26 protein-coding genes and 1 tRNA gene are annotated in these 25,168 nt (G+C 64.1%); 17 read left to right on the top strand and 10 right to left on the bottom strand.

Annotated features, from left to right (window positions below; genetic code table 11):
* Window positions 1–175 precede the first annotated feature (175 nt).
* Together AB6724_RS11425 and AB6724_RS11420 are read left to right on the top strand one after the other, a co-directional pair.
* Entirely contained in the window at window positions 176–517 is a 342-nt protein-coding gene (locus AB6724_RS11425; RefSeq protein WP_369338644.1) for an ArsR/SmtB family transcription factor, read from the top strand.
* Between the two features lie 2 nt (window positions 518–519).
* Window positions 520–768: a hypothetical protein gene (locus tag AB6724_RS11420; RefSeq protein ID WP_369338643.1), complete on the top strand. Its 249-nt coding sequence runs from the start codon at window positions 520–522 to the stop codon at window positions 766–768.
* A gap of 66 nt (window positions 769–834) precedes the next feature.
* Here AB6724_RS11420 and AB6724_RS11415 read toward each other — a convergent pair whose 3' ends face one another.
* Window positions 835–1,218 carry a hypothetical protein gene (locus tag AB6724_RS11415; RefSeq protein ID WP_369338642.1) on the bottom strand — a complete coding sequence of 128 codons (384 nt, stop codon included), beginning with the start codon at window positions 1,216–1,218 and terminating at the stop codon, window positions 835–837.
* Between the two features lie 106 nt (window positions 1,219–1,324).
* On the opposite strand from AB6724_RS11415, the gene AB6724_RS11410 reads away from it, so the two are divergent.
* The gene (locus AB6724_RS11410; protein WP_369338641.1) at window positions 1,325–3,877 is read left to right on the top strand and encodes a penicillin acylase family protein; all 2,553 of its coding nucleotides are present in this window, start codon (window positions 1,325–1,327) and stop codon (window positions 3,875–3,877) included.
* Window positions 3,878–3,984: 107 nt separating this feature from the next.
* Here AB6724_RS11410 and AB6724_RS11405 read toward each other — a convergent pair whose 3' ends face one another.
* Window positions 3,985–4,935, bottom strand: coding sequence for an alpha/beta fold hydrolase (locus AB6724_RS11405; RefSeq protein WP_369338640.1), 951 nt, complete (start codon window positions 4,933–4,935; stop codon window positions 3,985–3,987).
* 169 nt (window positions 4,936–5,104) lie between these two features.
* Between AB6724_RS11405 and AB6724_RS11400 the strand changes: the two genes are divergently transcribed.
* The 7 genes from AB6724_RS11400 to AB6724_RS11370 all read left to right on the top strand — a co-directional run bounded on the left by AB6724_RS11400 (window position 5,105) and on the right by AB6724_RS11370 (window position 12,898).
* A complete protein-coding gene (locus tag AB6724_RS11400) occupies window positions 5,105–6,166 on the top strand; it encodes an aldo/keto reductase (protein ID WP_369338639.1) in 1,062 nt (353 codons plus the stop codon).
* Window positions 6,167–6,246: 80 nt separating this feature from the next.
* Window positions 6,247–6,747 (top strand): Cys-tRNA(Pro) deacylase, encoded by a 501-nt coding sequence (gene ybaK / locus AB6724_RS11395; protein WP_369338638.1) that lies wholly within the window; start codon window positions 6,247–6,249, stop codon window positions 6,745–6,747.
* Between the two features lie 86 nt (window positions 6,748–6,833).
* Window positions 6,834–7,514, top strand: a complete 681-nt coding sequence (plsY, locus tag AB6724_RS11390) for a glycerol-3-phosphate 1-O-acyltransferase PlsY (protein WP_369338637.1) — start codon at window positions 6,834–6,836, stop codon at window positions 7,512–7,514.
* A gap of 111 nt (window positions 7,515–7,625) precedes the next feature.
* On the top strand, window positions 7,626–9,161 hold the full coding sequence (locus AB6724_RS11385) for a DUF4178 domain-containing protein (RefSeq protein ID WP_369338636.1): 1,536 nt from the start codon (window positions 7,626–7,628) through the stop codon (window positions 9,159–9,161).
* 24 nt (window positions 9,162–9,185) lie between these two features.
* On the top strand, window positions 9,186–9,404 hold the full coding sequence (locus AB6724_RS11380; protein ID WP_369338635.1) for a DUF350 domain-containing protein: 219 nt from the start codon (window positions 9,186–9,188) through the stop codon (window positions 9,402–9,404).
* A 234-nt stretch (window positions 9,405–9,638) separates the two neighbouring features.
* Window positions 9,639–11,171, top strand: coding sequence for a polyamine aminopropyltransferase (locus AB6724_RS11375; protein WP_369338634.1), 1,533 nt, complete (start codon window positions 9,639–9,641; stop codon window positions 11,169–11,171).
* Window positions 11,171–12,898 (top strand): FAD-dependent oxidoreductase, encoded by a 1,728-nt coding sequence (locus tag AB6724_RS11370; RefSeq protein ID WP_439329861.1) that lies wholly within the window; start codon window positions 11,171–11,173, stop codon window positions 12,896–12,898. Before AB6724_RS11375 ends, AB6724_RS11370 begins: the two co-directional genes overlap by 1 nt.
* A 4-nt stretch (window positions 12,899–12,902) precedes the next feature.
* Here AB6724_RS11370 and AB6724_RS11365 read toward each other — a convergent pair whose 3' ends face one another.
* From AB6724_RS11365 to AB6724_RS11355, 3 genes are all read right to left on the bottom strand, one after another.
* Window positions 12,903–13,898: an HD-GYP domain-containing protein gene (locus AB6724_RS11365; protein WP_369338633.1), complete on the bottom strand. Its 996-nt coding sequence runs from the start codon at window positions 13,896–13,898 to the stop codon at window positions 12,903–12,905.
* Between the two features lie 6 nt (window positions 13,899–13,904).
* Window positions 13,905–14,570 (bottom strand): retropepsin-like aspartic protease family protein, encoded by a 666-nt coding sequence (locus AB6724_RS11360; protein WP_369338632.1) that lies wholly within the window; start codon window positions 14,568–14,570, stop codon window positions 13,905–13,907.
* Between the two features lie 79 nt (window positions 14,571–14,649).
* The gene (locus tag AB6724_RS11355) at window positions 14,650–15,135 is read right to left on the bottom strand and encodes a YajQ family cyclic di-GMP-binding protein (protein WP_369338631.1); all 486 of its coding nucleotides are present in this window, start codon (window positions 15,133–15,135) and stop codon (window positions 14,650–14,652) included.
* A gap of 104 nt (window positions 15,136–15,239) precedes the next feature.
* Between AB6724_RS11355 and murB the strand changes: the two genes are divergently transcribed.
* Window positions 15,240–16,337, top strand: coding sequence for a UDP-N-acetylmuramate dehydrogenase (gene murB, locus AB6724_RS11350; protein WP_369338630.1), 1,098 nt, complete (start codon window positions 15,240–15,242; stop codon window positions 16,335–16,337).
* Between the two features lie 51 nt (window positions 16,338–16,388).
* Here murB and AB6724_RS11345 read toward each other — a convergent pair whose 3' ends face one another.
* Window positions 16,389–16,880: a hypothetical protein gene (locus tag AB6724_RS11345; RefSeq protein ID WP_369338629.1), complete on the bottom strand. Its 492-nt coding sequence runs from the start codon at window positions 16,878–16,880 to the stop codon at window positions 16,389–16,391.
* A 247-nt stretch (window positions 16,881–17,127) separates the two neighbouring features.
* Here AB6724_RS11345 and phaR point away from each other — a divergent pair, with 247 nt between their 5' ends.
* Together phaR and AB6724_RS11335 are read left to right on the top strand one after the other, a co-directional pair.
* Window positions 17,128–17,652, top strand: a complete 525-nt coding sequence (phaR, locus tag AB6724_RS11340; RefSeq protein WP_369338628.1) for a polyhydroxyalkanoate synthesis repressor PhaR — start codon at window positions 17,128–17,130, stop codon at window positions 17,650–17,652.
* 256 nt (window positions 17,653–17,908) lie between these two features.
* On the top strand, window positions 17,909–18,673 hold the full coding sequence (locus tag AB6724_RS11335; protein WP_369338627.1) for an SDR family oxidoreductase: 765 nt from the start codon (window positions 17,909–17,911) through the stop codon (window positions 18,671–18,673).
* 104 nt (window positions 18,674–18,777) lie between these two features.
* On the opposite strand, the gene AB6724_RS11330 is transcribed toward AB6724_RS11335, so the two are convergent.
* Window positions 18,778–19,995: a GGDEF domain-containing protein gene (locus AB6724_RS11330; protein WP_439329860.1), complete on the bottom strand. Its 1,218-nt coding sequence runs from the start codon at window positions 19,993–19,995 to the stop codon at window positions 18,778–18,780.
* A gap of 216 nt (window positions 19,996–20,211) precedes the next feature.
* Here AB6724_RS11330 and AB6724_RS11325 point away from each other — a divergent pair, with 216 nt between their 5' ends.
* Window positions 20,212–20,457, top strand: a complete 246-nt coding sequence (locus tag AB6724_RS11325; RefSeq protein WP_369338625.1) for a putative hemolysin — start codon at window positions 20,212–20,214, stop codon at window positions 20,455–20,457.
* Window positions 20,458–20,568: 111 nt separating this feature from the next.
* Here the strand turns inward: AB6724_RS11325 and AB6724_RS11320 are convergent, their stop codons facing one another.
* Window positions 20,569–21,294, bottom strand: a complete 726-nt coding sequence (locus tag AB6724_RS11320) for a ferredoxin--NADP reductase (protein WP_369338624.1) — start codon at window positions 21,292–21,294, stop codon at window positions 20,569–20,571.
* 329 nt (window positions 21,295–21,623) lie between these two features.
* Here AB6724_RS11320 and AB6724_RS11315 point away from each other — a divergent pair, with 329 nt between their 5' ends.
* Window positions 21,624–22,001: a RidA family protein gene (locus tag AB6724_RS11315; protein ID WP_369338623.1), complete on the top strand. Its 378-nt coding sequence runs from the start codon at window positions 21,624–21,626 to the stop codon at window positions 21,999–22,001.
* 116 nt (window positions 22,002–22,117) lie between these two features.
* Here AB6724_RS11315 and AB6724_RS11310 read toward each other — a convergent pair whose 3' ends face one another.
* Entirely contained in the window at window positions 22,118–22,924 is an 807-nt protein-coding gene (locus tag AB6724_RS11310; protein ID WP_369338622.1) for a sulfite exporter TauE/SafE family protein, read from the bottom strand.
* Between the two features lie 107 nt (window positions 22,925–23,031).
* Between AB6724_RS11310 and AB6724_RS11305 the strand changes: the two genes are divergently transcribed.
* Together AB6724_RS11305 and AB6724_RS11300 are read left to right on the top strand one after the other, a co-directional pair.
* The gene (locus AB6724_RS11305) at window positions 23,032–23,817 is read left to right on the top strand and encodes an AraC family transcriptional regulator (protein ID WP_369338621.1); all 786 of its coding nucleotides are present in this window, start codon (window positions 23,032–23,034) and stop codon (window positions 23,815–23,817) included.
* A gap of 275 nt (window positions 23,818–24,092) precedes the next feature.
* A complete protein-coding gene (locus tag AB6724_RS11300; protein WP_369338620.1) occupies window positions 24,093–24,554 on the top strand; it encodes a CYTH domain-containing protein in 462 nt (153 codons plus the stop codon).
* A gap of 376 nt (window positions 24,555–24,930) precedes the next feature.
* Here the strand turns inward: AB6724_RS11300 and AB6724_RS11295 are convergent.
* Window positions 24,931–25,021 (bottom strand) — tRNA-Ser (locus AB6724_RS11295).
* Between the last annotated feature and the right edge of the window lie 147 nt (window positions 25,022–25,168).

The following is a 25,168-nucleotide window of genomic DNA, read 5'->3' as shown; positions in this document are numbered from 1 at the left end:
ATACTAAATGTACGCATACAGTCGTACTGTCAGCATGGGTATGCTTGCCGGCATGAAAATGCGCTTGGCAGGATCGGCTCCCGTGGCATGGCGCGCGGGCCGCTCCTGCAGATGTCAGCAATGTCAGCTGGTTTGGAGCGCGCGAGCAGCGCGCCAGGACAGGATGGGCCAGGCAATGCTTCCCGATCATCCCGAGCGTGAACAGATCCGGCTGGAGAGCGTGCTTGCGGCGCTAGGCAACCCCTTGCGCCTGGCCATAGTGCGCACGCTTGCCGAGAGCGGCGAGCGCAATTGCAGCTCGCTGCTGCGCGCGCAGAGCAAATCCACCATGACCCACCACTGGCGTGTGCTGCGCACCAGCGGCGTAATCTGGCAGCGTCCCGAAGGACGGGAGAACCTGCTGTCCCTGCGGCGCGTGGATCTGGATGCGCGCTTTCCCGGGCTGCTGGATGCCTTGCTGGGCGTCATGGAGCATGACGCGCCCGGTCACGAAACCACCGAACCCAAGGAGTCTTGAGCATGACGGATCAAACCATTCAGGCCGCAGCCCACAAAATCGTCTACATCTTGGTGGCGGAGCAGGGCCTGCGCGCCGGCGAGGGCATGACCAGGCAGCAGCTCAGCGAGGACCTGGCCAGGCACGGCATCAGCGACAGCGATCAACGTGCGGCACTGTCGCTGGCCATGCACAAGGGCTGGCTGCAAAAAGGCCCGGAAGACGAGGTTCAGCTGACCGAAGAGGGCTTTGACCTGGACTTCACGCAGTGAAGTCCGCGCTGGCCGGCAGTTCCTGATGGCTCGGGGTATCTCGCTCGGGCGGGCCTGTTCAGGGCCTCACTCCAGATAGACCCCTTTTTCTTTTTTGCGCGCCCGCATGCCGGTGCGCAGAAAAAGCTCGCTGCCGCCCTGGACGGCCAGAGGCTTGCCGCTGGCTGCGGCCAGATGGGCATCGGCGCGCGCGCTCCAGTGCTCCAGCAGGTCCTGCAAGGCCTGGCGCTCGGCGTCGGCAAGCTGCGGGTGCTGGCAGAGAAAGTCCTGCAGATACTGGCGCGCATCCTGCTTCAGTTGCGCGCGCGTGGTGGCCAGCGAGATATAGCTGATGTCGTCGTCGCGCCCTGCGGTATGCGTGCCCAGCAGATAGCAGCCTATGTAGTCGCCCCGGGTCTGGCCCACGGCCGGGTCCTGGCTGAGTTTCTTGAGCAGGCTGAATGGCCACATGCGTTGAATTCCTAACACCGGGCCGCGGCCCAAACGGCTATTGTCGCCCATGCTTTGTCACCACAGGGATGTGGTGATTGCGAACCAACCATCAAGAAGAGGCGACATGGGAGAGACAAGTTCGGCGGGATTTTCTTCGGGCGGCCGCTGGCTGCGGCGCGGGCTTTATGCGGCCGCGGCCCTGACGGGGCTGGCCCTGCTTGCCGGGGGCGCGGCGGCCGTCTACGGCGTGCGGGCCCAGCCGCGCATGGATGGCAGGCTGGAGGTGCGGGGTCTTGCAGACCGCGTCTGGCTGCGGCGGGACGGCTCCGATGTCACGCATATCGCGGCGGCATCACCGCAGGATGCCTGGCGTGCTCTGGGCTTTGTCCATGCTCAGGAGCGCGGCTGGCAGCTGGAGTTCAACCGCAGGCTCATGCAGGGGCGGTTGTCCGAGATCCTGGGCCCGGCCACGCTGGAGCTCGACAAGCTCATGCGTGCGCTGGACATCCATGGCGCGGCACGTCGCCAGTACCAGGCCCTGCCGGCCGCGGTGCAGGAGGCCTTGCAGGCCTATAGCCAGGGCATCGCGGCCTTCTACGCCAAGCCTTCGCAGGCGGCCGCCCCCGAATTCCTGCTGCTGGGCACCAGGGCCGGCGCCGACCGCGGCCCTGCCTGGGAGCCCGAGGACAGCGTGGGCTGGGCGCTGATGATGGCCCTGGACCTGGGCGGCAACTGGGGCAACGAGTTTGCCCGCCTGAATCTGCTGCAGGTGCTGGACACCGCGCAGCTGTGGCAGCTGATGCCGCCTTATCCGGGCGAGCAGCCGGCCTCTGCCGTGGATCTGGCCGGGCTTTACAAGGAGCTCGGCGTATACCGCGCCGGCGGCGAGGCGCAGAAGCTTGCGGAGCCTGAGGCGCAGCTCGGGTCGGCGCTGCGGCAATGGGCGGCGGCCGCGGTACGCGACATGGGCACCAACGACGGCCTGGGCAGCAACAACTGGGTGGTGGCCGGCTGCAGGACGCAAAGCGGCAGGCCTTTGCTGGCCAATGACCCGCATCTGGGGCTGAGTGCCCCGGCCATCTGGTACTTCGCCCATCTGCAGGCCCCGGCCGGCAAGGCCGCCGACGGCAGCGCGCTGGCGGCCATCGATGCGATAGGGGCGACCTTGCCCGGCTTGCCGTTTGTGGTGCTGGGGCGTACGCGCCAGGTCGCCTGGGGATTCACCAACACCAATCCCGATGTACAGGACCTGTACCTGGAGCAGATCGACCCGCAGGACGGCACGCGCTACCGCACGCCCACGGGTTGGGAGCCGTTCGGCCGGCGCGAGGAGGTTTTCAAGGTCAAGGGCCAGGCCGATGTGAGGCTTACGCTGCGCAGCACGCGCCACGGCCCGGTGCTCAGCGATGCCCAGGCCCAGTACGGCCAGGTCATCGATACCGACAGGTATGCGCTGGCCCTGCGCTGGGCCGCGCTGGACACGGACAACCGCACCGTGGAGGCTGGCCTCAAGACCAATAGCGCGCAGACGGTGCAGCAGCTGTTCCAGGCGTTCTCGGGCTATCACTCGCCGATGCAGAGCGTGGTGGCCGCCGATGTCCAGGGTCATATCGGTTTCAAGGCCGCGGGCAAGGTGCCGCTGCGCGCCGCGGACAACGATGTGCGCGGCGTGGCGCCGGTGCCGGGCTGGGAGGCGCGTTATGACTGGCAGGGCTGGCTGGCCTATGAACAGACGCCGCAGGACGACGGCCGGGCGCGGGGCTTTGTGGCCACGGCCAATCAGCGGGTGACGGAGCCCGGCTACGCGCATTTCCTGACCCAGGACTGGAGCCTGCCCTATCGCTACCGGCGCATAGAGCAACTGCTGGCCGCCGGCAAGCAGCATGACGCGCTCAGCATGGCGGCCATACAGAACGATGTGCAGTCCCTGGCCACCCAGGCCTTGCTGCCGCAGCTGCGCCGTGCGCGATCCGGCCATGCGCTGGCGGACCAGGCCATGCAGCTGATGGCGGACTTCGACGGCCGCATGGACAAAGACCGGGCCGAGCCGCTGATCTTCGCGGTCTGGGTGGATGAGCTCACGCGCGGCATCGTCATTCCCCGCATTGGCGAGCAGCGCTTTGCCATGAGCTACGGCAAGCGCGATTTCCGCGCGGGGCTGGAGGGGATCCTGGCGCGCAACGACAGCTGGTGGTGTGAGCCCGCAGGCTGCGATCGGCAGGTCAGCGATGCGTTGACCCGCACGCTGGACAAGCTGCAGGCCGCCTATGGCAGCGATATGTCGCGGTGGCGCTGGGGCGAGGCGCATCCGGCGCTCAGCGCACACCGCCCGTTCGGGGGCGTGGCCGCGCTGGCGCCCATCTTCAACGTCAGCGTTGCCTCCAGCGGCGATGCCTATACCGTCAATGCGGGCCAGTACAACCCCAATCCCGCGCCCGCCGATGCCAGGGGGCCGCTGGCCGGGCGTTTCGTGAACCGGCATGCGCCTTCGTTGCGCGCCATCTATGACCTGGCGGATCTGGAGGCCTCGCAGTTCATCTACCAGACCGGGCAAAGCGGTCTCGCGCTTTCGCCGCGCTATGCTGATATGAGCGAGGCATGGGCCAATGGCCGCTATCGGCCGCTGCAGATGGCGCCCACGCGCTGGACGCACAGCCTGCAGCTGGTGCCGGGTTGAACCGGTGCTTCAAATAAAGAAGCTGCTGGCGCTTGCCAGGCAATGGATTCGGCAGTAATCACATCTGAAAACCATGCTGGTGAGGCGCTGGCAGCTACGCTTCTAGCTCAACCCCTGGCGCCTACAAAGTCTTCAATCAGCCGGGCCACGGCCTGGGGCTGGTCGTGGTGCAGCATATGGCCCGCGTCCTGCACCACGGCCAGCTCGCAGTGCGCGATCTGCTGCAGCCGCTCATGGTATTGCTCTAGCGTGTAGCGGCCCTTGTACCACTGGCCCAGGCTGTCGTCGGAGGCTTCGACGGACAGCACGGGGGCGGTGATGGCTGCCAGGCAGGCAATGGCCTCGTCGGCGCGGTAGATGTAGGGGTTGACCACCTTGTGCGAGGCGTCGCCCAGAATATGCCAGCGGCCCTGCTCGTCGGGCGCCGACCAGTGGTGGGCCAGCCACAGGGCCTTGTCGCGGGGCAGGCGCCGGTTGGTTTTCTGCAGCCGGCCGGCCACGGCTTCCACGCTGTCATAGGCCGCCAGGCCCATGCCGCCCGCGCGTTGCTCGCGCAGTTCGTCCATCCACTGGGCCAGGCGTTTGGGCGCCTGGCTGGCCGGGACTTCGGGCATGCCGAAGCCTTCGAGATTGACAAAGCTGCGGATGCGCTCGGGCCGTGCTCCCGCATACCAGCTGCCGATATTGCCGCCCATGCTGTGGCCAACCAGGTCCACGGGCCGGTCCGGCGAGAGCTGCTCCAGCAACATGTCCAGATCGGCCAGATAGTCGGTGAAGTAATAGCTGTCGCAGGGCTGGGCCGCACGGCTGAGGCCGAAGCCGCGCCAGTCATGGGCCACGATGCGGCGGCCGCGCACAAAGGCCTCACCGAAGGCGTCGACCACAAACTGCCAGGAGGCGGCCACGTCCATCCAGCCATGGGCCAGCACCAGCAGCGGCAGCTCGGGATCGGGTTCAGCGGGTTCCCAGCTGCGCTGGTGGTAGTGCAGTTCGCGCACCGGCAGCATCCGGGATTGCCAGAGTCGGCGGGGTTGGTAGGGAAGAAGGTCTGTGCTCATCGGGTCTCCGTTTTCCCCAATTATTGCGGCAGCGAAAGCCCGGGCCGTCTTCCGCGGGACAGGGCCGAAGGCCGCGGTGGCAAAAACATGGCGCGGCAGCCGCGGGGCATAGGGCGCAGCGCATAAACTTGGGCGCATGACCTCAGCAGCCTCTTCCACCCGTCTTTCCATGCATCCCGTCGCCCTGGGACAAAGCGATCTGCGCGTCAGCCCGATCTGCCTGGGCACCATGACTTTCGGCGAACAGGTCGACGAGGCCGAGGCCTATCGCATCATGGACCGCGCCGTGGAGCGCGGCGTGGACTTCTTCGACACGGCCGAGATGTATTCCGTGCCCGCACGCGAAGCCACTTTCGGCGCCACGGAAGCCATCATCGGCCGCTGGCTCAAGGCCAGGCCCGGCATGCGCGCCAGGCTGACCCTGGCCAGCAAGGTGGCCGGGCCCTCGCGCGGCATGCCCTGGATCCGGGCCGGTGCGGGCATGGCCGCGCAGGACATCGTCAACTCCTGCGAGGCCAGTCTCAAGCGCCTGCAGACCGAGGTGATCGACCTCTACCAGATCCACTGGCCCGAGCGTCATGTGCCGGCCTTTGGCGCCATGTATTACGACCCGAAGAAGGAAAGTTCGGCCACGCCCATCCATGAGCAGCTGCAGGTGCTGGGACGCCTGGTCAAGGAGGGCAAGATCCGCCATATAGGCCTGTCGAACGAGACTCCGTACGGCGTGCACGAGTTCGTGCGCCTGGCCGAGCAGCACGGCCTGCCGCGCGTCGCCACCACGCAGAACCCTTACTGCCTGATCAACCGCAGCTACGAGAATGCGCTGGATGAAACCTGCGAGCGCCTGGAGGTGTCGCTGCTGGCCTATTCGCCGCTGGGCTTCGGCCTGCTGAGCGGCAAGTTCGACCAGTTCGCGCCCACCGAGCCCGGTGCGCCCAAAGAGGCGCGCATCGCCAGGTATGAATCGGTGCAGAAACAGCGCTGGGGCCGCCCCGACGCACTGGCCGCTGCGCGCCGCTACAACGCGCTGGCGCGCCGGCACGGCATGACGCCGGTGCAGATGGCGCTGGCCTTCTGCTACACCAAATGGCAGGTGGCCAGTACCATCATCGGCGTGACCTCGGTGGCGCAGCTTGACGAGGACCTCGATGCCTGGGGCACCGAGCTGGCGCCCGAGCTGTTGGCCGAGATCGACCAGATCCGCTGGGAGATGCGCGATCCCGCAGTCTGAGTCCGCGGATCGTAGAATTTGAGGTGAAATCGGCGGCAAGTTAAAGCAGGTTGGGTGCTTGCAGCTATCAAAATTGAATCATGGCAAAAAAAGACAAAAACGCCCATGTGAGCGAGACGCCGGCCACGCAGATGCTCAAGGCCCACAAGGTGGAGTTCACCGAGCACCCCTATGACTATGTGGAGCATGGCGGCACCGAAGAGTCGGCCAGGCAGCTGGGGCTGGACGAGCACGCGGTCATCAAGACCTTGGTCATGCAGGACCAGGACGCCAAGCCGCTGATCGTGCTCATGCACGGCGACTGCAAGGTCTCGACCAAGAATCTGGCGCGCCAGATCGGCGCCAAGAGCGTGGAGCCCTGCAAGCCCGAGGTGGCCAACCGCCACAGCGGCTACCTGGTCGGAGGCACCTCGCCCTTCGGCACCAAGCGCGCCCTGCCGGTCTATATCGAGGCCAGCATTCTCGAGCTGCCGCGCATTGCCATCAACGGCGGGCGGCGTGGTTATCTGGTGCAGCTGGCGCCCGAAGTCTGCACCCGTTTGCTGCAAGCCACGCCGGTGCACTGCGCGCTGGCAGAATAAGGGCCTGGCTTGGCGGGGATGCAGGAGTGCCCGCCAGGCCGCAGCTCAAACAACAATAAGGGCCAGTCTCTGGCCGAGGAATTCCCTTGAACGCCCTCTATCCTCTGCTGGCCGTGGTCGCGGCCTATCTGATCGGTTCTCTCTCGTTTGCCGTCATCGTCAGCCGCGTCATGGGGCTGAACGACCCGCGCACCTATGGCAGCGGCAACCCCGGTGCCACCAATGTGCTGCGCTCGGGCAGCAAGGCCGCGGCCGCTGTCACGCTGCTGCTCGACGCCGTCAAGGGCTGGCTGCCCGTGGTGCTGGTCAAATGGTTTGGTGCGGATCTGGGCCTGGGCGACAGCACCGTGGCCCTGGTCGGCCTGGCCGCATTTCTCGGTCATCTGTATCCGGTCTTCTTCGGTTTCGTGGGCGGCAAGGGCGTGGCCACGGCGCTGGGCGTACTGCTGGGCATCAGCGGCTGGCTGGGCCTGGCCACGGCGCTGACCTGGCTGATCGTGGCGGTGTTCTTCCGCTACTCCTCGCTGGCGGCCCTGATCGCCTCGGTGTTCGCCCCCCTGTATTACGTGCTGTGCAGCGGCCTGGTTTGGGATGCCGAGCCGCCGATCACGGCAGCGGTGGTCGTCATGGCCATGCTGCTGATCTGGCGCCACCGCGAGAACATCCAGCGCCTGATGGCGGGCAAGGAGTCCAAGCTGGGGAAGAAAAAGGCCGATGCGGCCAAGCCCGCGGATGCCGCCGCCAAGAGCAAGGGCAAGCACCACTGAGCGGCCGATCCGCAGCGCGTTCCGGACGACCCTGAGCGGGCGCCGGGGCGGCTGCATTGCAACCAGCCCTACATCGGGCGCAACCTGCTCATCATTCAATAGCTCTCAGATATGGCATCCAGCCCATCGCAGCGCGGTTACAGCGCTCCCTGTCCTGGCTGTGGCGCACCGGTCCACTTCAGCACCGCGCAGTCCAGCCATGCGGTTTGCGAGTTCTGCCGCAGCACGGTGGCGCGCGATGGCGAGGTGCTTCAGCGCATAGGCTCCATGGCCGAGGTGTTCGAGGATTACAGCCCGCTGCGCCTGGGCGCCTCGGGCATGGTCAAGCGCAATGGCCGGCCCGAGCCCTTCACCATCGTGGGGCGCGCCCAGTACAAGAGCGGAGCCGGCAACTGGTCGGAATGGACGGTCTCGCTCAGCGACGGCGAGCTGGCCTGGCTGAGTGAGGACAACGGCAGCTATGTCTTCTCGCTAGCCTGGACGCCGCCGGGCTGGGAGATCAAGGAATTCGCGCCGCGCCAGTGGCGCATGGGCCGCGAGATCAAGGCCGGTGCCGAATCCTTCACGGTGACCAGCGTGCAGGGCGTGCAGCTGCTGGCCGCCCAGGGCGAGCTGGCGCAGCTGCCCGCACCGGGCAAGAGCTTCAAGCTGGTGGAGCTGCGCAACGACAAGGTCCAGATCCTGTCGGTGGACTTCAGCGGCAAGCGGCCCAGCTTCACGCTGGGCTCGCCGGTGGCGCTAGAAGGCCTGCAGATGCAGGGGCTGCGCGATGCGGTGGCCATCAAGAAGGAAGAGGGGCGCCACTTCAACTGCCCCAGCTGCGGCGCCGTGGTGCCGGTGCGCTTTGACGGCACCAAGTCCTTGAGTTGCCCCAGCTGCGGCAGCCTGATCGATATGTCCCAGGGGGTGGGCGGTGAACTCAGCTTTGCCGAGCAGCGCAAGAAAATCCGCCCGGCCATTCCGCTGGGGCGCGAAGGTACGCTGGACGGCCTTCTGTGGCAGGTCGTGGGTTTCCAACGGCGCAGCGGCCGGGAGCTGGGCGAGGACGATGACGACAGCTTCGAATGGGACGAATACCTGCTCTTCAACAAGAAAGCGGGCTTCTCCTTCATCGTGGACTCCGAGGACGGCTGGAGCACGGCGCGCGTCATCAGCGGTGCGCCCACGCTCAGCAAGAACGCGGCCACGGCCACCTATCTGCACCGCAAGTACCGGCGCGATTGCGCCTATATGGCGGAAACGCTGTATGCCGAAGGCGAGTTCTACTGGCCCGTCTACAAGGGCCAGAAGACCAGCAATGTCGACTATTCCAACGACGGCAAGCATTCGACGCTGGCGCAGGAGACCTCCAACCACGAAACCACCTGGACCCATGGCCGGCAGGCATCGGCGAGCACGCTGGCCATGGCTTTTGGCGTGGACAAGCTCAAGGACCGAGCCCAGGTCGGCCCGCTGTCGGGCAGCGGCTTCAGCTGGCGCCAGATTCTGTTCTGGCTGATCGTGCTGCTGCTGATACTGTTGCTGCTGAGGGCCTGTATTTTCACGCCCAGCTTCGGCTGCGATCCGCGCACCGATTTTGGTTGCAGCTACAGCCGCTCCAGCAGCGGCTCCTATGGCGGCTATACCTCGGGTGGCAGCCATAAATAACACAACCCAACAAGGAGAAAGCACATGAGCTTCGACTGGTTCAACCCCCAGGCCTTCTTTGGCTCCATCGTCTACGCCCTGGTGGGCGTGGTGGTGTTCTGGCTGTGTTTCATCATCATCGACAAGATCACGCCCGTGGACATGTGGGCCGAGATCGTGGAAAAGCACAACAAGGCCCTGGCCATGGTGGTGGCGGCGATGTGCCTGGGCATCAGCATCATTGTGGCCGCAGCTATTCACTGATACACCCCCTGAGCCGCTGCGCGGCTTCCCCCTCTCTCGCTTCGCGGGAGGGGGACGACACCTTCGCTGCGGGGCGGCCCTTGCTTGCTGTCCCTGGGTTGGGGCAGGGTGGTTTTTGCCGCCGGGCCGCCCCAAGGCAAAAAGCGGCGCGGCCGGCCTAGGCCCCCTTGGGGGGCAGCGGCTACACGCGAGTGAGCAAGCGTGGGGGCCATTTTTCTGAAAGTTGAGGGCGGTTTGACGAATGTGAAGGCGGCGGGGCCGCGGCCCATCGATGTGGCGCTGCTGGCCAGCGTGTTCGTGATTGCGGCCTGCGGTCTGCTGTACGAGCTGTCGGCGGGAGCTCTGGCCTCCTATCTGCTCGGTGATTCGGTGCTGCAGTTCTCCACCATCATCGGCACCTATCTGTTTGCCATGGGCATAGGCTCATGGCTGTCGCGCTATTTCGAGGATCAGCTGCCCGCGCATTTTCTGCGTGTCGAGCTGATGGTGGCCCTGATCGGCGGCGCCTTGCCCGCCGTGCTGTTCCTGGCCAATGCCTATGCGCCCGCGGCCTTCCGCCTGCTGCTCTACGGCATGGTGCTGCTGGTGGGCACGCTGGTCGGGCTGGAGATTCCGCTGGTCATGCGCATACTCAAGCGCAATGCCACGCTCAAGGACCTGGTCTCGCAGGTGCTGACCTTCGACTATCTGGGCGCGCTGGCCGTGTCGCTGGCCTTTCCCATCGTGCTGGTGCCCAAGCTGGGCCTGGTGCGCACCGGCCTGCTGTTCGGCTTCATGAATGCCGCCGTTGCCGTCTGGGCGCTGCTGCTGTTCAAGAACGAGTTGCGCCATCTGCGCGCCCATGCCTGGGCCTGTGCGGGCGTGATGCTGGCGCTGGCCGGCGGCATCTGGGGCGCCGACCATCTGACGCGGCTGGCCGACGAGCATTTCTACCAGGACCGCATCGTGCTGAGCAGTGCCACGGCCTATCAACGCATCGTGGTCACCCAGGGGCGCCAGGGCGCGCGCCTGTATCTGAATGGCAATCTGCAGTTTGCCCAGAGCGACGAGTACCGCTACCACGAAGCCCTGGTGCATCCGGCCATGGCGGCGCATGGTGCTCCCAGAAAGGTGGCGGTGCTGGGCGGCGGCGACGGCATGGCGGTGCGCGAGCTGCTCAAGTACCCGGGCGTGGAAGCGGTCACCCTGGTGGAGCTGGACCCTGCCATGACCGGCCTGTTCAAGGACAACGCCATGATGCGCGCACTCAACCAGGATGCGCTGCGCGACCCGCGCGTTACCATCGTCAACACCGATGCCTTCCAGTGGTTGCAGCAGGGCGGCGACATCTTCGATGTGATCATCGTGGACTTTCCCGATCCGACCAATTTCGCGATCGGCAAGCTGTTCACCAACAGCTTTTATGCGCTGCTGGACAAACGCCTGGCCGCCAGCGGCTATGCGGTGGTACAGACCACCTCGCCGCTGATTGCGCGGCAGAGCTTCTGGACCGTGGTGCAGACCGTGGAGTCCGTGGGCCTGAGGGCCACGCCCTACCATGTGCATGTGCCCAGCTTCGGCGAATGGGGCTTTGTGCTGGCCAGCCACCGGCCCTGGCGCGAGCCTCCCGGCTTGCCGCCGGGCATGCGCTTTCTCACGGCGCCCACGTTGCGCCTGATGTTCGACTTCCCGCTCGATATGGCGCGCGTCCCCGCCGAGGTGAACCGCCTGTCCAACCAGGTGCTGGTCAACACCTACGAGCGCGAGTGGGGCAAGGTGGAGCACTGATGGTGGGCACGGCCGTCGATCGTCGTCAATGCCTGCGGCTGGCCGGGGCGGCGGCGCTGCTGGCCGGCTGCTCGCCCGCCGCACCCGGGCTCGAGGATCTGCCCGGCGGCTTCAGCGGCGTGGCGCTGGAGCGTGCTCATGCTCTGCGCCCCTTCTGGCAACGCCTGGCCCAGGGACTGGAGCTGCCGGCGCCGGCAGCGAGCCATCGCGCGCCGGTGCTGATCGCGGGCGGCGGCATGGCGGGTCTGGCCGCGGCGCGCGCACTGGAGCTGGCCGGAGTGCAGGGCGCAGCCCTGCTCGACACGCAGACCGCCATGGGCGGCAACAGCCAGGGCGGGCAGCTTCAAGGTCTGCCCTGTCCGCTTGGCGCCCACTATCTGCCCTTGCCCGGCGACGATGCCAGCGAGGTGCAGGACTGGCTGGAGGAGCTGGGCCTGCGCCGGCGCGAGGGGGGCCGCTGGAGCTATGACGAGCGCCATCTCTGCCACAGCCCGCAGGAGCGCCTGTACTTCCAGGGCAACTGGCAGGAAGGCCTGCTGCCCGTGCAGGGCGTGAGCCAGAGCACGCTCGATCAATATGCGCGCTTCGAAAATGCGGTGAAGCATGCCGCGCGCAGCGCGCCTTTCGCCATGCCCTCGATACGCGTCTGGCAGCGCGAGGGACGGCTGCCGGCCGCCCATGCCGAGCTCGATGCCTTGCGTTTTGATCGCTGGCTGGCGGCCCAGGGGCTGGCCGACGAGCGCCTGCTCTGGTATCTGGACTACTGCTGCCGCGATGATTTCGGCGCGGGCCTGGGCCGGGTCTCGGCCTGGGCCGGCATCCACTATTTCGCCAGCCGCCATGGCTTCCATGCCTCGCGCCAGGCAGCGGCGCCCGGCCAGGACGATGAAGGCGAGCAGGTTCTGACCTGGCCTCAGGGCAATGGCTGGTTGTCGCAGCAACTGGTGGCGCGGCTGCGGAACACGCGCTTGCAGACCGATTGCAGCGTGCTGGCCGTCACCGAAGGCCGGGATGGCGTGCAGGTCGACACCTATCACCATGGCCGCGGCCAGCATGAACGCTGGCTGGCCAAGCGCTGCGTGCTGGCTTTGCCGGCCTTTGTTGCGGCCCGGGTGCTGCGCAACCCGCCGGATTTTCTGCGCACGGTGGCATCCCGGCTGGACTGGGCGCCCTGGCTGGTGGCCAATATCCATATCGATCGCCAACTGGCCGACTACCCGGGCGCCGAGCCGGCCTGGGACAACGTGCTGTACCAGGACGGCAACACGGGCGGCCTGGGCTATGTGGATGCGGGCAACCAGCGCCTGGACCGCGTGAGCCGCCGGCCAACGGTGCTGAGCTACTACCAGGCGCTTGGCGACTGGGCCGATGGCCGCCGGCAGCTGCTGCAGCAGCCTTTCGCCTTCTGGCGCGAGCGCATCGTCCGCAGCTTGAGCCTGCCCCATCCCGATCTGCTCGCGCGAGCCACGCGCATGGAGATCACGCGCTACGGCCATGCGATGGCGATTCCGCGTCCCGGTGATCAGGCAGTCCTAAGTCAGATCGCGCTGCAGGCAAGCCCTGGCAGGCGCAAGCTGCTATTGAACGGGGAGCGTGTGACGGGCCTGCCGACACCGGCGACGCCGCGGCTGCTGTTTGCGCATGCGGACTGGGCAGGTTACTCGGTGCTCGAAGAAGCTTTCACACGCGGTCACCATGCGGGGCTGTGGGCCGCCCAGGCTCTTTGAGCACTCAGAAGGCCTTGCTGCCCGGCAGCTGCACCATGCGGTACAGCGCCTTGTTGCCGCGTGCGCTGTGTATGCCCAGCTGCGCCATGGAGCGCAGGTCCAAGTCTAGCGTGATGGAAGAGCGCGAGAGCGCCGATTCTATGGGCGGCCTGCGGCTTTCCGGGTGCCAGATGGGCGGGTACAGGCCGTGGCCGCTGGCGTCGATCACGCTGGCCATCTGCGGCTCACCGGGTTCGGCGCCGCGGCGCAGCACGACGGCGATCTCGCCATTGCCCAGCTGCACATAGGTGCCGGGCGGGTACAGGCCCACCACCTGGGCCAGGGCCTGCTTGACTTCATCGGCGTACTGGCTGTCCTGCTGCAGGATCTGCAGCGACTCGGTGGAGGTGCGGCCGCTGCGGGTCTTGCGCGGGCTGATCAGGGCCGCATAGCGGTCCACGGTGCCCAGGATGCGCACCAGGCGCTGCAAGGGCTGCAACTGTACCAGCGGCGCCGGCGGCAGCACCCCATGGTGGCGCAGCACGGTTTCCAGCCACAGCTCATCGCGCACCTGCAGGCGCTCCAGCACCAGCCGGCCTTCCACGGGATGGCGCTTCACGGCCTCGGCCTGCTGGGCCGAGAGCGGCTCGCGCTGCTCGGCCAGCTGGTTCTGCAGCCGCGTCATGCCGATATTCATGGTCAGCGCCGCATGGATCAAGGTGTCGCGCTCGCTGCGCGCGAGCTGCAGCGCCTGGGCCAGCACATGGCACAGGCCGGCGCAGATCAGGGCGTGGGAGGGGCTGTAGCCTACGGTGGTGGCGCCCGCGCGCTGGAACATCAGATACAGGGCCGTATCCGTGTCGTGCGCGATCAGGTCCTGCAGCCAGAGATCGAGCTGGTGCAGCTTGACCGCAAAGCCCGGGATGCGCAGCGGCTCGGTCAACAGCACGGACAGTGCGGCCTCCAGGTCCGACCACAGACCCAGCAGGTCTTCGTAAGGTTCGTCGTGGCGGGTTTGCATCGCTGATCAGCGCCTTTCCAGCACCATTTCATTGCCCTTGCGCGTCATCTGGAACTGCGACAGCAGATTGTTGCCCAGCAGCACATAGGGCATGGACTGGGGCGCCACGATGGCGTCCACATCGTAGAGATCCACTTCGCCGACCCGCACGCTGTCGAGCTTGATATGCCAGCCCTGGGCCGTGCCGTTGGCCGTGCGCATCAGCACGGGCGTGCCTTGCTGGAACGGCAGGCCCATGCGCTCGGCATCGGGCCGGCCTATGGCAATGGTGCTGGCGCCGGTGTCCACCATGTACTGCATGGTCTTGCCGTTGATCAGGCCCCGGTCTATGAAGTGCCCGCGGGAGTCGGCGATCAGCACCACGCGACCGGAGCGCGAGCCGCCGCCAGCACCGCCGCGGCTGCCGACGCTCACCGGAGCCTCGCCCAGGCGCAGGGTCTGGCGCTGGCCCTGGATGTCCACGACGGCGGTATCGCCGCTGATCTGCAGCAGGCGCACGCCCTGGTGGGTCTCGTTGGCTGCCAGCGCCTTGGGCGGGCTGCCATTGACCACCAGCAAGGCCTTGCCGCCCAGCACGCCCGTAAGAGCCACGGACTGGGCATGCGCAGCCAGAGGAAGCACCGCAGCCAGCGCCGCCGCAAGCAGGAAACCGGTACGGCCGTGAGGGTTCATTTCAGTGATCCATTGCGTTGTGGTCGCTGCCCGGCGGCTTGGAGCCGGAGCCGCCCGTGCTGCAAACGAGCGCGGGGGCTTAATCCCGGAAGTTGTTGAACGACAGCGGGTGTTCAGCCAGATCCTTGCGGATCAGTGCCATGGCGGCCTGCAGATCGTCGCGCTTGGCGCCGGTGATGCGAACCTTGTCCTCCTGAATTGCAGCCTGCACCTTGAGCTTGCTTTCCTTCATCAGTTTTTGCAGCTGCTTGGCCAAATCGGATTCGATGCCGTTCTTGACCTTGATGACCTGCTTGACCTTGTCTCCACCGATCTTCTGGGCCTTTTGAATGTCGAGGAAGCGCACGTCCACATTGCGCTTGGTCAGCTTGTTGCGCAACAGGTCTTCGACTTGCTGAAGCTGGAACTCGGCATCGCCATACATGGTGATTTCCTTGTCCTTGAGCTCGACTGCAGCTGAGGTACCCTTGAAGTCAAAACGGGTGCCAATTTCCTTGGTGGCGTTGTCAACAGCGTTCTTTACTTCGACGAAATCGGCTTCGCAAACAGTGTCAAAAGAAGGCATGGTTTTATTCCTATCAGTATCAGAGCAGTAAACAGTCGCAGTGCGCCGACCTGTGATGCGGTGCTTGCCTGCAGCGGAGCAGGCTCAGTGCGACAATGGGGTGGATGTTAGTCGAGAAAAATGTTCCCCTGCAGCATTGCAACACCTTTGGCATTGCCGCGCGCGCCGAAACCTTGGTGCGCATTCGTAGTCAGGACGATATTCGCCAGTTCCTGAAAGATCCTTTGTGGGGGCGTCAGCCGGTGTTTGTGCTGGGCGGCGGCAGCAATGTGGTGTTGACCGGCGATGTGGCTCCGGTCGTGCTCAAGATGGAAATCATGGGCATGCGCCTGCTGCGCGAGACCGACAGGCACTGGATCGTGGAGGTCGGCGCCGGCGAGCGCTGGCACGATATGGTGGCCTGGACCCTGTCCCAGGGCTATACCGGGTTGGAGAATATGGCCCTGATTCCCGGCACCGTGGGCGCGGCGCCCGTGCAGAACATCGGCGCCTACGGGCTGGAGTTGCAGGACCGCTTCGACTCTCTGGACGCCATCGACCTGGCCACGGGCGAGCAGTTCAGCCTGAATGCAGCCCAGTGTGCTTTCGGCTACCGCGATTCCGTGTTCAAGCATGCGCCGGCTCAGCCCAAGTACTGGCCGCTCACCGGCACCGTGGCCATGCCGCGCGGCCTGGGGCTCAAGGGGCGGGCCGTTATCACCCAGGTGCGCCTGGCTCTGCCCAAGGACTGGAAGCCCGATCTAGGCTATCTCGATCTGCAGCGCAAGCAGGCCGAAAAAGGCATCGAGCAACCTTCGGCCCGGCAGATCTTCGAATGGGTGTGCGAGATCCGCCGCGCCAAGCTGCCCGATCCGGAAGTCATAGGCAATGCCGGCAGTTTTTTCAAGAACCCCACGGTGAGCTCCGAGCAGTGCGCCGACATCATTGCGCGCGAACCCAAGATCGTGCATTACCCCATGGATGACGGCTCGATCAAGCTGGCTGCGGGCTGGCTCATCGATGCCTGCGGCTGGAAGGGCAAGACTCTGGGGCGCGCCGGTGTCTACGACAGGCAGGCACTGGTGCTGGTCAATCGCGGCGATCGTCACAGCAGCGAAGGCAGTGTGAGCGGCGGTGAGGTCATGACGCTGGCGGCGGCCATCCAGACCAGCGTGTACGAGCGCTTCGGCATTCGGCTGGAGCCCGAGCCCGTGGTGGTCTGAGGTTGCAAAAAAATGGGGCCCGAGGGCCCCATTTTTGAGAACGGCCGGGCCTTATTTCCAGAAAGCGGGGCGCAGCAAAATGCCCGAGATGCGGTAGGGCGCCTGGGGCTCCACGGCCAGCTCCAGCGGCACGAAGCCCTTGGTGCAGCCCAGCAGCACGCTGGTGGCGATGGGCGAGGAGCTTTGCATGCGGCCCACGGGCTGGCAGCTGCCAACGCCGGCGCGCATGGAGTCCAGCGCTTTTTGCACCACGTCTATGGGCGAGTTCTTGAGGAATTGCTCGGAGAAGTTGCTGGCGGCCAGCTTGTTCTTGCCGTCCAGCGAGGAGATCACCGCTTGCAGGCGTTTGCGCAGCGCGGCATCGGCGGCAGCGGCATCCACATTGGGGGCGGCCGGCGCAGCCGGAGCGGCTTGGGCGGCCGCAGCCGCCGGGGCTGCAGCGTCTGCAGGCGTGTCGTTCTGGGCTTGTGCGCTGCTCATGAAACCCGCAGCGGCAAGCACGGCGGCCAGGCACAAGGCCTTGGATGTCTTGGTGGAAACCATTCGTTGAACCTTTCGTCAAACAACCCGCCCACTGTAAACCTTCTGCAAGCTTGGCCCGGCCGGATGGAAACCTGTTTTATGCAAATGAATTGCAAAGATTGCTGCGAGCTTGAGGACAATGTGGCCGCATGAATCCGGCTTGTCAGGGTAACTGCCTGCCGTCGGGGCTTGCAGCCTGCCTAAAATCTGCTGCAGTGCAATAGTCGATTTAAAAATGGGTCTGCCCCATAACATGGAGGAACTTGCCATGCAAGAAAACAATGAGGGTGCTGCCCAGTCCGCAAGTCAGCGCGTCATCAAGAAATATCCCAACCGCCGCCTGTATGACACGGACACCTCGTCTTACATCACGCTGGCCGAGGTCAAGCAACTGGTCATGGACAGCGAGCCCGTGGTCATCAAGGATGCGAAGACCGGCGAGGACCTGACGCGCTCCATCCTGCTGCAGATCATCCTGGAGGAAGAGGCGGGCGGGACCCCCATGTTTTCCGAAGCCATGCTGGCCAACATCATCCGTTTCTACGGCCATGCCATGCAGGGTTTCATGGGCAGCTATATCGAGAAGAACGTGCAGCTGTTCACGGATTTCCAGAGCAAGCTGGCCGAGCAGTCGCAGGGCGCGAGCCCCGAGGCCTGGAAGCAGTTCATGAGCATGCAGCCGCCGGCCATGCAGGCCATGATGAGCAATTACATGGAGCAGTCGCAGAACATGCTGAGCCAGATGCAGAAGCAGACGGAACAGATGCTGGGGGTGTTCGGTATCAAGCGCTGATCTTGCGCTGCCGACAGAGAAAGCGGGCCTCGAGCCCGCTTTTTGCTGTGCGCAGACAAGTTCTGCCCGGTCTAGTCCTATTTGACGATGTTGCTGCCGGTTCGCAATCGAACAATGGTCTTGTCGCTTCCGGAACTCCGCGAACAGGAGGTGAGAGCGGCGGCGAATATTCGGTCAAGAGTCGATGTGCGACAGCGCATCGAAGAAGACAGGGAAGCCCGTTCGAGGCCGGGCACGGAACAAAAAGGAGACGGAGATGGCGGAGCGTTTGCGGGGCAAGGTGGCGCTGGTCACCGGCGGAGCCAGCGGTGTGGGCCTGGAAGTGGTCAAGCTGCTGCTGGGCGAAGGCGCGAAAGTGGCTTTCAGCGATATCAACCAAATGCAGGGGCAGCAGCTGGCGGCAGAGCTGGGCGAGAGCGCCATGTTCGTGCGCCACGATGTGAGCAGCGAGGCCGATTGGCGCAGCGTCATGGCCGCCGTGCAGCAGCGCCTGGGGCGGCTCGATGTGCTGGTCAACAATGCAGGCATCTTGCTGCCCGGCGATATGGAGACCGGAAGGCTCGAGGATTTCAGCCGTCTGCTCAAGATCAATACCGAGTCGGTCTTCATCGGCTGCCAGCAGGGCATTGCTGCGATGAAGGAGGCGGGCGGCTCTATCATCAACATGGCATCGGTATCGAGCTGGCTGCCGGTGGAGCAGTATGCCGGCTATAGCGCCAGCAAGGCTGCGGTGGCGGCACTCACGCGCGCGGCTGCGCTGAACTGCCGCAAGCAGGGCTATGCGATTCGCGTCAACTCGATTCACCCCGATGGCATTTACACGCCCATGATGCAGGCCTCCCTGCCCAAGGGCGTGAGCAAGGAAATGGTGCTGCACGACGCCAAGCACAACCGCGGCGGCCGCGCCTATATGCCCGAGCGCATCGCGCAACTGGTGCTGTTTCTTGCGTCGGACGAGTCCAGCGTCATGAGCGGCAGCGAGCTGCATGCCGACAACTCGATTCTGGGCATGGGCCTGTAATCGGGTTCCCCGCACGCGCCCGCCGCGGGCAAAGACAAGGCCTTGAGGTATCTCAAGGCCTTTTGTCATATGGCGGGGCGCGCGGCAGGCGCTGGCACTTCATCCTAGAAATGCGATGCGGCCGAAGAATCCTGCGGCACGGTGTTTTGAAAGCAGATGTCCGGATACATTCTGTCGGGCAGGTACACGCGATCACGGCCGGATTTTTTGGCACTGTACAGCAGCCCGTCGGCCTCCTTGAGCGCCTCGGCCAGCTGATGGGGGGCCGTGATCGCGGCTATGCCAAAGCTGATCGTCAAACGGGCGCCCGGTGGCAGCGTGGTGTTGTCGGAGCTGAGTTCAAGCCGGATGCGCTGAGCCAGGCGCTCGGCTCCCAGCAGGTCGATGCGCGTCAGCAGCAGCACAAACTCTTCTCCGCCGAAGCGGGCCACCAGATCCTGGCTGCGCACATGGCGCTGAAATATGGAAGAGACCAGCTGCAATACCTGATCGCCACGATCATGTCCCCAGTTGTCGTTGATGCGTTTGAAGTGGTCTATGTCACCCGCCAGAACGGCCATGGGATACAGGCGCTGGTCCGCCAGTCGCCGCTTGGCCGCCTCGTGAAATGCCCGGCGATTCAGAATCTGGGTCAAAGCATCGTGGTCGCGCTCGTCGCGCAGTTGATCGATGGTCGCCCTGATGGTGATGGCACACAGCAGCACGGTGATGAGTAGCGCGTACAAGGTCACGCTGATCAGCGTTGTTTCCCAGTACGCGGAGTTGGGATGCATGGCGTCGCCAAGGCCGGCAGGCCCAAAAATGGAGACCAGCAGAGGCCGGAGCATTGTGAAGACCGCATAGGCCACATAGGACCAGAGCAAGGTCTGATCCAACCAGTCCTTGGAGCGTTCGTGCCTTAGAACATCTGATACTGGGAGCAGCAGGATCACGGCTATGCCCAGGCCGAATGCATGCAGTCGCCCGGGCAGATAGAGGTTGATGCCGGTGAAATAGAACACGGCGACCAGGGTGATCAAGCTCGTCAGCAGCGCTAGTTTGGGGTGGGTGGAGGCGTTTCTGCGTTCTGCAAAGCCCATGGCGAGGCACCATGCACCCAGCAGGTAGAGCGCACTGACGGCAACCACATGGTGGTTGAGAAGCTCAAAAGGCAGAAGGCTCCGAATGCCCAAAGAGACGGCCGTCAGCGTGAACGCCGAGCAAAGCCACAGCAGAAAGCGCTGCTGACGCTGGACAAACCAGCAGACACCCAGGATGGCGGCCAAGGACAGCAGGCTCAGAGAGGGCGCGAGCACTAAGATGTAGTCGTCGTTTGCGGACATCGTTGATGCTCCCTGTGATCAACATCGCGCCCGGCGAGACAGGCGCTGCTGCTTTCGTCCGGATGGCCTAGCTTCTGGTGCTGCTGTTCTAAACCTCTGGAAATGAATTGGCAACAAAAAGTAGAGCGGATTTCTTTTTTATTCGGGCCGGAATAGAGCGCTCCTATCTCCAGCTTGTTGCCCTGCGGCTGGCAGCGGGGAGGGTACATTGAGCGCATGAAACAAGCACTCTGTATTGCGGGATCAGTTCTCGCCGTTGCGGCAACTGGAGGATGTGCGCAAACCGGGTCGACCGCTGCCGTGGTCGGCATGGCCAATCCCGCCTCCGCGTATTGCGCGCAGCTGGGCGGAAAAACACGGATTGAGAAGACGACTGCTGGCGAACGAGGTATCTGCACTCTTCCCGATGGTTCGGAGATGGATGAGTGGAAGCTTTTCCGCCGGGATCATCCGGTGAAGTAGCCTGCAGAAAATCCATGCCGATCACCGGAGGCCGGGCCGGCAATCGGGTGGAAAACTGCATATCGGCGCTACGGAGAGCCGACCGGGGTGCGCGGGCCTTGAGCCAAGGGCTCAATATCCATAGAACTCCTCGCTGCGCACATCGTCTTCATCGATACCCGCGGCAAGCAGTATCTGGCGCATGGCAGCCACCATGGCTGGCGGGCCGGCCACATAGAAAATCGGCTCGGCCAGGCCCTCGATGGCTTGTCGCAACCAGACACCATCGATGGTCCGGGTGTCGCCATTCCAGCCTGCGGCAGAGTGAGCTATATCTGTCATGGTGGCTTTGAGGCGGAATCTTGGATATTGCTGTTCAAGCGTCTGCAGCTCGGAGAGAAACGCCGCGTCTTCGGGGCGGCGATTGGAATACAGCAGAACCAGGTCCTGCGGCAGCTGCCGCATTGCAGCGCTGCGCAGCATGCTCATGAAAGGCGTGATGCCAATCCCGCCGGCAATGAGCACGGCCGCGCGCGCCAGGTTTTTGTGCAAGGTAAGCGAGCCGAACGGTCCGTCGATATCCAGAGCAGCGCCCACGGGCATGGCTCCAAGAGCGCGCTTGTAAACACTGTCCCGCATACGCGTAGCAAACATCAGTTCGTTCTCGTGTGGCGCACTGACGATGGAAAACGCGTGAACGCGGTCCTCTGTGCTGGTCTCGGAGCCTGTCCCCGGCAACTGGATTTCAAATGCCTGCCCTGGGCGGAACTCAAATCCCGTCGGCTTGGCGATATGAAACGCCATCGTGCCCTGTGCGACCTCTTGGCGTGCAAGGATTTTGCTGTGCTCTATGCCCATGATTTACTCCTTGGCAATCGATGGATCTACACATTGGATGCGCCGACAGCACTCATATTCCCGCGAATCGATACCCACCGCAGGCAGCGGGTTGAATTGGACGTTCTCGCCCGCTCCCTCGCGATCGCGGCCGCGCATGTCGCACGACGCGCTTTGCACGCTTGGCTCGCAGGCTCTGTCTTTGCGCGCGTCGTCCAAGACGAGGAAAAAGATGGACGGCCCGGCCGGCCGGGCGTAAAAGCGGGAGCGGCAGAAGTCCTTCTGCACGCGACCCGCTCGTCCTGCCGAGACCGAGCGGGCCTGAACTTCGTATTCGTGAAGGATGGCATATGACGATCGAGTGCTTTGCAGAGACTAATCCGGGAACACAAAGCCTGCCGCGCTCGCTGGCCACCAAGGCCGGCGGCTTTGTCTTTGTCGCTGGTCAGGTTGCGCGTGACGAAGAGGGGCGCATCATCCCCGGAGGCATAGAGGCTCACACGCGCCAGACTTTGAAAAATATCGCTCAGGTGCTGGCGCTGGCGGGTTGCACGCTGGAGGATGTGGTAAAGACCAACGTCTGGCTCGAAGACATTCTCGACTTCGAGGCGTTCAACCGTGTCTACAGCGAGTTCTTTGGCGGCCACAAGCCATCGCGGTCGACGCTGCAGGCAAAGAATGTGGCCGGAAGCAGGGTGGAGATCGAGGCGATTGCCTATAAGCCATGAGTTCGCTGCATAGAGTCAATGGATGAAATCCGCTGCTCCGGCATCAATGCGCCGGTGCTCAGGTAGGGCAGGCTGCCTGCGACGCTCGCATATCGGCCTGCAGCCGGCATCTGGACTTACATCAGCAGCATTACCACCAGGACGGTGCACAGCAGTGCAAGATAGGTCTTCGCGTGGATGCTGTCGGGAATCCTGCCTATCCATGGCGATGCAGCCTGGATGCCCAGCCATGAACCGATAACCAGCGCCAGGCAGGCGCGCAAGTCGATGAAGCCTGCATGCCAGGCACCCGTTGGCGCAGCGTGCCTGGCCAGCAGCGCATAGCTTATGGAGCCCACCACCGCCATCGGCAGCGACAGCGGATTGGCCGCGGCCGTCGCGGCGCTCATGCTCGCGCCTCGGCGGCGCATCAGCGGAACCGTCATCACACTCCCGCCCACGCCGAGGAAGGCGGCGATCGCGCCAATCGCCACTCCGGCTCCGGCGGTCGCCGGCTTCACTGGTGCGAGCGTCCGCGGCGTGGCTTCCTGAATGAAGCCGGGCCGCAGAAGGCTGTCGAGGATGGTCAGCCCCAGATAGATGATGAATGCCCAGCGAACCCAGCTTCCACTCAAGGCAAGCGTCGCAATAGCTCCGGGCACGGCTCCAATAGCGATATAGCCCAGCAGCGGACGCACCTGAGCCCATTGCACGGTACCGGCCCTGTGGTGACGCAGCGTGGCCAGGCCGGCACCGAAAATCATCACGCAGGTCGAGGTGGCGACGGCAATGTGCATGGCGGCTTGGCCCACTTCGCTATCGGCACCGTAGGTTGCCACAAGCACCGAATACAGAACCGGAACGACTACAAAGCCGCCACCGAAACCAAACAAGACGGTGGTCACACCCGCCACAACGCCAAAGAACAGCAGCAGAAAATACATGGGAAGAAAATCATCGTGATGTTGCAAAACCTCACGATAGAGGGCGACGGTATGGCCGTCTTTCGATAGCGGGACAATAATCCTTTCGTTTCAGCCAAACCCCTCCTATGCACAACATCCCTCTAGCTTCCGTGGATGCCGTGGCACGGCCTCTGCTTGCCATTGGAACCGACTATCCACCGGGCACGCTGCTGGACAGTCACACGCATCGGCGTGCGCAGGTGCTCTATGGAATGACGGGGCTGATGGAGGTTGAGACAGACGACGGCGCATGGGTCATCCCGCCATACAGCGGCGTGTGGATTCCTGCGGGCAAGCGCCACCGGGTGCGTATGCAGGGCGTCAGCACACGCAGCCTCTATATCGAGCCGGCTGCCGCGCCGCGAGCGGGAACGCAGTGCGAGGCGCTGGTGGTCACTCCGCTGTTGCATCAGTTGCTGCTGGCATCCTTGTCCATGCCTGCGCTCTACGACGAACAGGGGCGCGACGGTGCGTTGGCGCAACTGCTTCTGCACGAAGTAAGGCTGGCGCAGACCATGCCTTTGTTTGCACCCATTCCGCAGGATCGGTCGCTGGCAAAGCTGTGCAAGGGCTTTCTGAGGTCGCCCCATATCCAGGCCACGCCGCAGCAGTGGGCACAGCAGCTGCACAAAAGCCTGCGCACTTTCACCCGTCTGTTCCGGCAACAGACCGGCATGAGCTTTGGAGCATGGCGACAGCAGGCATGTTTGCTGGCCGCACTGCCCAGGCTGTCGGCGGGACAATCGGTCACGCAGGTGGCGCTGGATCTCGGCTACGACAGTCCCAGTGCTTTTTCGACCATGTTCCGCAAACGACTCGGACGGGCTCCTAGCGATTTCATCCGCGTATCGCTGAGCAGCGACGCCCGCTAAGCTCCGGCCTGCTGGCTCTGAGCGGAAGGGTTTGCCAGAACCAGACGTTTGTGGGCGCATCACAATGGCGGTCACCCCATGACCCATGCCGGAAGGCGCTGATGGCTGGCTGTTGAAAGTGCCGCCGGATCCGAACTCGGTGCCACCGCAATGCTTGGGTGCATGCAGTCACCGCTGTTTCGCGATTGCATACGGGCTGGGGCCAGAGCGGCCTGAGTGCCTGCCTCGCGCCGTGGGTGAAATTCATAATGAGAAGCGGCGAAAGGGCTTGATATATGGCTACAGAAATTGAACGTAAATTCCTCGTCCGCGACACCGCAGTGCTGGCGGGCTTGACCGGGACCAAGATGGCTCAGGGCTATCTGGCGGATAACGGCATGGTCGTTAGGGTCCGCGTGGCGGGCGACAGGGGTTTCTTGACGCTGAAAGGCAAGACCAAGGGCCTCTCCCGTGCGGAATTCGAGTATGAAGTGCCTCTCGAGGACGCGCAAGCGCTTCTGGCGGGCTTTGCAACTCTGGGGCGGGTCGAGAAGATCAGGTACTGCATTCCCGTCGGGGATCTGATCTTCGAAGTCGACGTTTTCGAGAAAGAACTCTCGGGCCTGGTCGTCGCAGAAGTGGAGCTGCCGACCGAGGAACATCCTGTGCCCCAGTTGGATTGGCTGGGTGACGAGGTGAGTCTTGATCCTCGATACCGGAACTCAGAGCTGGCGGTCAGTCGGACCATTCCGGCATAGAGCCATTGGCGCGGTTGGTGCCTGCTATCCCTGAATGCCAGCGCCTCAGCCCTGCTGGTGGCCTGCGCTATTTCCTCTTGCTCTTGTCTCCTCCGTAGCAGAGGCGAAAGCGCTGTTCCTGAATGCCGCATCTGTCGGCTGGGCTTGTGACTCGGCGCCGATTACAGACTCTCTGCCGTGCCAGCCAGCGCCAATTGACCTTGATTGATGTGTTCGCGGGTTTGCTGATCGTGGCAAGCTGCGCATCTATTGAGAGGCGTTGGACATCCATGAGGCGTTGCCGCAGTCCCCCCATGCTTGGTGCCAGGGTGGTGTCGGTGAGCCCGAGTCGCCAAAACGAAAAAGGCCTTGAATTGCTTCAAGGCCTTTTGTCATTTGGCGGAGCAGGCGGGATTCGAACCCGCGGTGGGCTATTAACCCACACACGCTTTCCAGGCGTGCGACTTAAACCACTCATCCACCGCTCCGCAGCGATAACTTTTTTACTTCGTCATCAGAAGTAAAAAACCAAGCTCTTGGTAAGCTTGGTTTTCAAACTTGGCGGAGCAGGCGGGATTCGAACCCGCGGTGGGCTATTAACCCACACACGCTTTCCAGGCGTGCGACTTAAACCA

Origin of the sequence: Comamonas guangdongensis, from assembly GCF_041079535.1 — a bacterium.
In the GTDB taxonomy this organism is placed as follows: Bacteria; Pseudomonadota; Gammaproteobacteria; order Burkholderiales; family Burkholderiaceae_C; genus Comamonas; species Comamonas guangdongensis.
This window is presented reverse-complemented; position numbering and strand designations above follow the sequence as displayed.

Coding starts and splice junctions, on each gene's coding strand:
- AB6724_RS11425 (WP_369338644.1), top strand. CDS start 176: ATGCTTCCCGATCATCCCGAGCGTGAACAGATCCGGCTGGAGAGCGTG.
- AB6724_RS11420 (WP_369338643.1), top strand. CDS start 520: ATGACGGATCAAACCATTCAGGCCGCAGCCCACAAAATCGTCTACATC.
- AB6724_RS11415 (WP_369338642.1), bottom strand. CDS start 1,218: ATGTGGCCATTCAGCCTGCTCAAGAAACTCAGCCAGGACCCGGCCGTG.
- AB6724_RS11410 (WP_369338641.1), top strand. CDS start 1,325: ATGGGAGAGACAAGTTCGGCGGGATTTTCTTCGGGCGGCCGCTGGCTG.
- AB6724_RS11405 (WP_369338640.1), bottom strand. CDS start 4,935: ATGAGCACAGACCTTCTTCCCTACCAACCCCGCCGACTCTGGCAATCC.
- AB6724_RS11400 (WP_369338639.1), top strand. CDS start 5,105: ATGCATCCCGTCGCCCTGGGACAAAGCGATCTGCGCGTCAGCCCGATC.
- ybaK (WP_369338638.1), top strand. CDS start 6,247: ATGGCAAAAAAAGACAAAAACGCCCATGTGAGCGAGACGCCGGCCACG.
- AB6724_RS11385 (WP_369338636.1), top strand. CDS start 7,626: ATGGCATCCAGCCCATCGCAGCGCGGTTACAGCGCTCCCTGTCCTGGC.
- AB6724_RS11380 (WP_369338635.1), top strand. CDS start 9,186: ATGAGCTTCGACTGGTTCAACCCCCAGGCCTTCTTTGGCTCCATCGTC.
- AB6724_RS11370 (WP_439329861.1), top strand. CDS start 11,171: ATGGTGGGCACGGCCGTCGATCGTCGTCAATGCCTGCGGCTGGCCGGG.
- AB6724_RS11365 (WP_369338633.1), bottom strand. CDS start 13,898: ATGCAAACCCGCCACGACGAACCTTACGAAGACCTGCTGGGTCTGTGG.
- AB6724_RS11360 (WP_369338632.1), bottom strand. CDS start 14,570: ATGAACCCTCACGGCCGTACCGGTTTCCTGCTTGCGGCGGCGCTGGCT.
- AB6724_RS11355 (WP_369338631.1), bottom strand. CDS start 15,135: ATGCCTTCTTTTGACACTGTTTGCGAAGCCGATTTCGTCGAAGTAAAG.
- murB (WP_369338630.1), top strand. CDS start 15,240: ATGTTAGTCGAGAAAAATGTTCCCCTGCAGCATTGCAACACCTTTGGC.
- AB6724_RS11345 (WP_369338629.1), bottom strand. CDS start 16,880: ATGGTTTCCACCAAGACATCCAAGGCCTTGTGCCTGGCCGCCGTGCTT.
- phaR (WP_369338628.1), top strand. CDS start 17,128: ATGCAAGAAAACAATGAGGGTGCTGCCCAGTCCGCAAGTCAGCGCGTC.
- AB6724_RS11335 (WP_369338627.1), top strand. CDS start 17,909: ATGGCGGAGCGTTTGCGGGGCAAGGTGGCGCTGGTCACCGGCGGAGCC.
- AB6724_RS11330 (WP_439329860.1), bottom strand. CDS start 19,995: ATGTCCGCAAACGACGACTACATCTTAGTGCTCGCGCCCTCTCTGAGC.
- AB6724_RS11325 (WP_369338625.1), top strand. CDS start 20,212: ATGAAACAAGCACTCTGTATTGCGGGATCAGTTCTCGCCGTTGCGGCA.
- AB6724_RS11320 (WP_369338624.1), bottom strand. CDS start 21,294: ATGGGCATAGAGCACAGCAAAATCCTTGCACGCCAAGAGGTCGCACAG.
- AB6724_RS11315 (WP_369338623.1), top strand. CDS start 21,624: ATGACGATCGAGTGCTTTGCAGAGACTAATCCGGGAACACAAAGCCTG.
- AB6724_RS11310 (WP_369338622.1), bottom strand. CDS start 22,924: ATGTATTTTCTGCTGCTGTTCTTTGGCGTTGTGGCGGGTGTGACCACC.
- AB6724_RS11305 (WP_369338621.1), top strand. CDS start 23,032: ATGCACAACATCCCTCTAGCTTCCGTGGATGCCGTGGCACGGCCTCTG.
- AB6724_RS11300 (WP_369338620.1), top strand. CDS start 24,093: ATGGCTACAGAAATTGAACGTAAATTCCTCGTCCGCGACACCGCAGTG.